Source organism: Pelagicoccus enzymogenes, assembly GCF_014803405.1.
Classification (GTDB): Bacteria; Verrucomicrobiota; Verrucomicrobiia; order Opitutales; family Opitutaceae; genus Pelagicoccus; species Pelagicoccus enzymogenes.
In genome coordinates this window covers 1-6,986 of sequence record NZ_JACYFG010000016.1, presented here as the reverse complement: position 1 = coordinate 6,986, position 6,986 = coordinate 1, and the positions used below count along the sequence as shown (strand labels likewise).

General features: G+C 61.6%; 5 protein-coding genes. 4 read left to right on the top strand and 1 reads right to left on the bottom strand.

Annotated features, from left to right (window positions below; translation table 11 throughout):
• The 3 genes from IEN85_RS09995 to rfbA all read left to right on the top strand — a co-directional run.
• On the top strand, positions 1-923 hold a 923-nt coding region (locus IEN85_RS09995), incomplete at its 5' end, for a sugar nucleotide-binding protein (protein WP_191616626.1).
• 143 nt (positions 924-1,066) lie between these two features.
• Positions 1,067-2,173 carry a dTDP-glucose 4,6-dehydratase gene (gene rfbB / locus IEN85_RS09990; protein WP_191616625.1) on the top strand — a complete coding sequence of 369 codons (1,107 nt, stop codon included), beginning with the start codon at positions 1,067-1,069 and terminating at the stop codon, positions 2,171-2,173.
• A 231-nt stretch (positions 2,174-2,404) separates the two neighbouring features.
• Positions 2,405-3,283 (top strand): glucose-1-phosphate thymidylyltransferase RfbA, encoded by an 879-nt coding sequence (rfbA, locus tag IEN85_RS09985; RefSeq protein WP_191616958.1) that lies wholly within the window; start codon positions 2,405-2,407, stop codon positions 3,281-3,283.
• 115 nt (positions 3,284-3,398) lie between these two features.
• Here the strand turns inward: rfbA and mutS are convergent, their stop codons facing one another.
• Positions 3,399-6,005 (bottom strand): DNA mismatch repair protein MutS, encoded by a 2,607-nt coding sequence (mutS, locus tag IEN85_RS09980; protein WP_191616957.1) that lies wholly within the window; start codon positions 6,003-6,005, stop codon positions 3,399-3,401.
• Positions 6,006-6,188: 183 nt separating this feature from the next.
• On the opposite strand from mutS, the gene IEN85_RS09975 reads away from it, so the two are divergent.
• A complete protein-coding gene (locus IEN85_RS09975) occupies positions 6,189-6,965 on the top strand; it encodes an alpha/beta fold hydrolase (RefSeq protein ID WP_191616956.1) in 777 nt (258 codons plus the stop codon).
• Positions 6,966-6,986 lie beyond the last annotated feature (21 nt).

Below are 6,986 nucleotides of genomic sequence, written 5' to 3'. Positions count from 1 at the left end.
TCATGATAGCACTCGTAGGTTCCACCGGCTACGTCGGTAGCGCATTTCGCCAATTGCTCGAGGGCAAGGGCGTCGCCTTCAAAACGCTTAGCGGCCGCCAGATCGCTAACGGGTCCAAGAAGGACTTCGCCGACGCCCTCAAGGACGCCGGCGCCACCTTCCTGGTCAACTGCGCCGGCTACACCGGCAAGCCCAACGTCGACGCCTGCGAGCTGGACAAGGGGAACTGCCTCGACGGCAACGCCGTACTGCCGGGCGTGATACGCGAGGTCTGCGGCGACCTGTCCATCGGCTGGGGCCACGTCTCCAGCGGCTGCATCTTCGGCGGCGAGCGCCCGGGAGGCGGCGGCTGGCGCGAGGACGACGCACCGAACTTCTCCTTCCGCAAGCCGCCTTGCTCCTTCTACAGCGGCACCAAGGCCTTGGGCGAAGAGGTGCTCGGCTACCGCGAGGTCGACCGCGGCGACGGCCAGTGGCCCGCCTGGGAGCACGAGTCCTCTCCCGAAGGCTACGTATGGAGATTGCGGATACCGTTCAACCACCTCGACAATCCCCGCAACTACCTGACCAAGGTGCAGAGCTACGCCACCTTGCTGCAGGCCACCAACTCGCTCAGCCAGCTGGAGGACTTCGTGGCCGCCTGCTACGAGTGCGTGGAGAAGCAGGTTCCCTACGGGATCTACAACGTGACCAACCCCGGGGCCGTCACCACCTCCCAAGTGGTGGAGCTGATCAAGAAGACGGGCGTCAACGGCAAGGAGTTCCAGTTCTTCGAGGACGAGGCGGACTTCATGTCCAAGGCGGCCAAGACCCCGCGCTCGAACTGCGTGCTCGACGAAAGCAAGCTGCGCGACGCCGGCGTCATCATGCGACCCGTCGAGGAAGCCCTCGAGTGGTCCCTCAAGAACTGGCGGAAGGCCTAAGTTTTCCTGAACCGCGAAGTTCGCCAAGAACGCTAAGAAGAATCGGAGCGTTCTTGGTCCTCAACTTTAAATCTAATTCCTGCCTTCAAACCCTTAGCGACCTTCGCGTCCTTCGCGGTTAAAACCAAACACTTCCTCTCCCTATGAACTCCATCCTCGTAACCGGCGGCTGCGGCTTTATCGGCTCCAACTTCATTCGCGTCCTGCTGCGCGACGACGCCAAGCTCCTCAAGGAGAGGGGCTTCGACCGCGTCGTCAACGTCGACTCGCTCACCTACGCGGGCAATCCCGCCAACCTAAGCGACTTCGAGTCCAGCGACGCCTACGTCTTCTCCCATTCCAGCATCCTGGACCAGGACACGACTGCCTCCCTCATAAAGGAGCACGGCGTCAGCGCCGTCGTGCACTTCGCCGCCGAAAGCCACGTGGACCGCTCCATCGACACGCCCGAGCCCTTCGTGGAGACCAACGTGACCGGCACCCTGCGAATGCTGGAGGCCGCCCGCCACCACTGGGCCAAGCTGGAAGGCGAGGCCAAGGAGGCCTTCCGCTTCCTGCACGTCTCCACCGACGAGGTGTTCGGCACCCTCGGCCCCAGCGACCCGGCCTTCTGCGAGACCACGCCCTACGCGCCCAACAGCCCATACTCCGCGTCGAAGGCCTCCAGCGACTTCCTGGTGCGCGCCTACTACCACACCTACGGCATGCCGGTGGTGACCACCAACTGCTCCAACAACTACGGCCCCTTCCAGTTCCCCGAGAAGCTGATCCCTCTGGTCACGCTCAACGCCCTGGAGGCCAAGCCGCTGCCCATCTACGGCGACGGCAAGCAGATCCGCGACTGGCTCTTCGTGGAGGACCATTGCACCGGCATCCTGGCCGCCTTGGAAAAGGGAGCCCTCGGCGAGACCTACTGCATCGGCGGGCGCAGCGAGATGGAGAACATCCAGATCGTGAAGCGCATCTGCGCCCTGCTCGACGAGCTGGCCCCGGTCTCCGGCAACGAGGCGGCCCAAAAGGCCGGCATCGCCAAGTACGAGGACCTGATCACCTACGTGAAGGACCGTCCCGGCCACGACCGCCGCTACGCCATCAACTGCGAGCGCAGCGAGAAGGAGTGCGGCTGGGTTCCGGCCGAGACCTTCGAGAGCGGCATCCGCAAGACGGTGCAGTGGTACCTGGACAACCAGGACTGGTGCCGCGACATCGCCGAGAAGAAGTACGCCCGCGAACGCCTCGGCAACAGCTGACTTTGGAGTGACCGCTAAAGGCGCCAAACAACGCTAAAATGGCTGACCTGATTCAGAAGGACGAATGCTATCGCGTGGTCGGCGCGCGCTTCGAGGTCTACAGAAACAGTCGAAGCATATCCAAGACTCCGCGTTCTCCGCGTCCTCTGCGGTTCATCCCTCATCCACGCTTCAAAAGGCTGTAGCGACCTTCGCGGTTAAAACTCCTCAACCAAATTTCCTCCTAACACTATGTCCACCAAGCCAAGAAAAGGGATCGTCCTCGCGGGCGGTTCGGGAACCCGCCTCTATCCGTGCACCATCGCCGTGTCCAAGCAGCTGATGCCGATCTACGACAAGCCGATGATCTACTATCCGGTCTCGCTGCTGATGCTGGCGGGCATAAAGGACATCCTGATCATCTCCACGCCCCAGGACACGCCGCTTTTCGAGCGCCTGCTCGGCGACGGCTCCGCCTTCGGGGTCAACTTCAGCTACGAGGTGCAGCCCAGCCCCGACGGGCTGGCCCAGGCCTTCCTGATCGGCGAGGAGTTCCTCGACGGCGCCCCGGCCGCCCTGGTCCTGGGCGACAACCTCTTCTTCGGCCACGAGCTGGTGCGCACCCTCAGAAACGCCGACGCCCGAACCGACGGGTCCACCATCTTCGGATACAACGTGGCCAACCCGACCGCCTACGGCGTGGTGGAGTTCGCCCCGGACGGCAAGGTGCTCTCCATTGAGGAGAAGCCGGCCCAGCCCAAGTCCAACTACGCGGTGCCGGGCCTCTACTTCTACGACGAGAAGGTGGTGGAGTACGCCAAGCAGGTGAAGCCCTCGGCGCGCGGCGAGCTTGAGATCACCGACCTCAACCGCATCTACCTGGAGAAGGGCGCCTTGAACGTGGAGCTTTTGGGCCGCGGCACGGCCTGGCTGGACACGGGCACGCACAAGAACCTGATGGAGGCCGGCCAGTTCGTGCAGGTGATCGAGGAGCGCCAGGGGCTCAAGATGGCCTGTCTGGAGGGCATCGGCTACGAGAAGGGCTGGCTGACCCGCGAGCAGCTCGAAGAGCGCATCGAGTTCCTGGGCAAGACCAGCTACGCCACCTACCTCAGGCAGCTGCTGAAATAGCTTTCAGTTCAGTCTCCAGTCCATACGCGGGCTGGAGATTTTTTTTCGAGGTGATTCGGGTTCTGCGGCGTGCCGCGAGCGGCAGCCCTACGAGGGAGATGCGGAACGCGCTACGCTAAAACAGCCCTAGTTGGTTTTCGTCCTTCTCGACTTTGATCTTCTTACGCGGCTTGGCCACGGGGATGGGGGTAGGGCTGGAAACCGTTACGCTAGCGTCGTCGGACTCGAGGCGTTCGAGGATTTCCTTGGCCCGATCGATGACGGGAGTGGGCAGGCCAGCGAGGCGGGCGACTTGGATGCCGTAGCTGCGGTCGGCGGCGCCTTTGACCACTTGGCGCACGAAGACGATGTCGTCGTTCCACTCCTTGACGGCCACGCTGTAGTTCTCGAGACGGCCGAGATGCTTGTCGAGTTGGGTGAGTTCTTGGTAGTGGGTAGCGAAAAGGGTTTTAGGGCCGGTTTCGGGATCGCGGTGCAGGTGCTCGATAACGGACCAGGCGATGGAGAGACCGTCGTAGGTGGAGGTGCCGCGTCCGATTTCGTCGAGGATGATAAGCGAGTTTTCCGTGGCGTTGTTGAGGATGTTGGCGGTTTCGTTCATCTCCACCATGAAAGTCGAGTTGCCGCGGGCAAGGTCGTCGCTGGCTCCCACGCGGGAGAAGATGCGGTCGACGATGCCGATCTTGGCGGCGGAGGCGGGCACCCAGCAGCCGACTTGGGCCATCAGGGTGATGAGGGCGACCTGCCGGATGAAGGTCGACTTACCGGCCATGTTGGGGCCGGTGATGAGGTGTATTTGATTATTGGATGCGCTGATGCCGATACTGTTGGGCACGAAGGCGTGGCTGCCGGCGAGTCCTTGGCTGTCTTTGCGGAGCATCTGTTCGACCACGGGGTGGCGACCTTGTTCGATGTCGAGCACGTCGCTGTCGTTGAGCTCGGGCTTGCAGTAGTCCCAGCGGCGGGCGATTTCGGCCCAGCCGCAGAATACGTCGAGCTCGGCGAGGGCTTCGGCGGTTTGAGTGAGGGCGACACTCTCTTCAAGCACGGCTTCGATGAGGCCGAGGAAGAGTTCCTCTTCGCGACGCTTGGAATTTTCTTCGGCGTGGAAAATCTCCTTTTCCTTAGCCTTGAGGTCTTCGGTGATGAAGCGCTCGGCGTTGACCGTGGTCTGCTTGCGTATGTAGTTTTCGGGTACGAGTGAAAGATTCGACTTGGTGACCTCGATGAAGTAGCCGAAGGCTCCGTTGTACTTCACCTTGAGGTTTTTGATGCCGGTACGCTCTCGTTCTGCAGCCTCCAGTTCAGTGAGCCAGACTTTGTTGTCGGTGGTGAGCGAGAGCATGCGGTCGAGCTCGGGATCGTAGCCGGTGGCGATGTAGCCGCCGTCGTCCAGCTTGCTGGGAAGCTCCTCCTTGAGGGCCCGGTCGAGCAGCTCGGTGAGAGCGGGAAGTTCGTGCAGGCGGTCGAGGAGTTGGTCGAGGGGGGAGGTGGGGCGGTCCGCTGGGACAGCGGACCCTGCCTGAGGAGATGAGGAGGCGACCTCTGAAATGGTGGATTTGAGCTCGGGGATTTGCAGCAGGGTGTCGCGCACGCCGCCGAGTTCGCGGGGGTTGCGCAGGCGGTTTTGCATGCGGGAGAGGATGCGTTTGATGTCTCGAACCGACTTGAGGGTTGCTTGTAGCTCGGTGGCCCCCATGGGGTTGCGGAAGAATTGCTCGACCGAGTCGAGGCGGCGCTGCAGCTCGGGGATGCTGCGCTCGGGGGCGATGAGCCATTGCTCGAGGAGGCGGGCGCCGGCGGCGGTCTTGCAGCCATTGATGGCGTCGATGAGGGAGCCTTCGCGCAGGCCACGGGTAGACTTGAAGATCTCGAGGTTGCGCAGGGTGGCGGGATCGATGAGCAGGGAGGCCTTGGCGCTGTATTCGCGGATCGATGACAGGTTTTTCGGCTCGGCACGCAGGGTTTCGCGGGCGTAGTGCAAGAGGGCGCCGGCACAGCCGAGGGCGTCGTGTGTCTTCTCGATGCCGAAGCCTTCCAGATTGATGACGCCGAGGGTTTCCATGACGGCCTGGGCGCCGGAGTCGCAGTCAAATTGGAAGCTCGGTTGCTCGGAGGTGGAGCGGGAATTTGCGAAGTGTATGAGCTCTTCGAATACGGGGTTGTTGTGTGACTGCTTTTGCCAGGACTCTTGGGTGCCTTCGATGAGGAGGAGCTCGGCGGGATCGATGGAGACGAGCACGGGGAGGAGGTCGTCGGGCTTGCTGTCGTGGGCGATGCGGAATTCGCCGGTGGAGAGGTCGATCCAGGCGAGGGAGAAGCCGGACTTGTCGTACTCGATGGCGGCGAGGTAGTGGTTGCGCTGGGCGTTGAGCTGATTGTCCTCGATGGTGGTACCCGGAGTTAGGATACGGGTGAGGGCGCGTTTGACGAGCTTGCCGGCTTGGGGCGTTTCCACCTGCTCGCAGATGGCGACCTTCATGTTGGCGGCGAGGACTTTGCCGATGTATTGCTCGGCGGCATGGAAGGGGATGCCGGCCATCTTGTAGTCGCTGCGTTTGGTGAGGGTGATGCCGAGGACTTGGGCGCCGACCTCGGCGTCCTCATGGAACATTTCGTAGAAGTCGCCCAGGCGGAAGAGCAGCAGCGTATTGGGGGGGAGGGTCTTACGAACCTCGTAGTACTGCTGCATCATGGGGGTGATCTTCTTTTCGCGGGCCATTTGGAAAGCTTGAAGGTGGAGGGATGTGGGACGGAAGGGAACGGACTGTGGAGTGGCCGCTGAGACAGCGGCCGCTACCTTTTTTGGTGAGTTGGCAAAATTTGAGGGGTGGCGCTTTGAGGTAAAGGGAGAATTTTTTTAATTGTGAATTGCGGAGGGGGAATTGTGAATGCGGGCTCGCTTATGGATTTGTTTTTCAGAGAGTTCGGGGACGAAGGAAAGCCGGTGGTTGTGATTTTGCACGGGCTGTTAGGATCGTCGAGGAATTGGCAGGCCGCGGCCCAAGCCTTGGCGAAAGAGCATCATGTTTACTGTCTCGATCTGCGTAACCATGGCGCTTCGCCTTGGGAGGAGCCGCACTCCTACGAGGTGATGATGGAGGACGTGATGGTTTGGATGGACGAAAATCTGGATTCGCGGCCGATTTTGGTAGGGCATTCCATGGGCGGGAAGCTGGCGATGAAGCTGGCTTGCGAGTACCCGAAGGCGATTCGCAAGCTGGTGGTGGTGGACATCCAGCCGCATCGGTATCCGAATAACCATGACGACGATTTTGCGGGCATGCTGGCGGTAGACATGGATTCGCTCAAGTCGCGCACGGACGCGGAGGCCCAGTTGGAGCCGCACGTTTCGAGTTGGGCGATGCGTAAGTTTCTGTTGACGAACTTGGAGAAGGATCGGGTGACGGGAGAGTTTCGCTGGATGGTGAACGTGGAGGCGATCGTGGCTGGGCAGCGGGATATCGAGGAAAATCCCTTGGAGCCGGGCGATCGCTACGAGGGCGATACCCTGTTCATTATGGGGGGGAAGAGTCGCTATTTCGTAAAGGACGAGGTGCCGCAGCTGCGGGACTATTTTCCGGCGAGCGCTCTGGAGGTGATCCCCGAAAGCGGGCACAATCCGCACTTCGAGTGCCGGGAGCGTTTCGTGGAGATCCTGGGAGCGTTCGTGCGGAGCTAAGGATTTTGAGGAGGGAAGCGG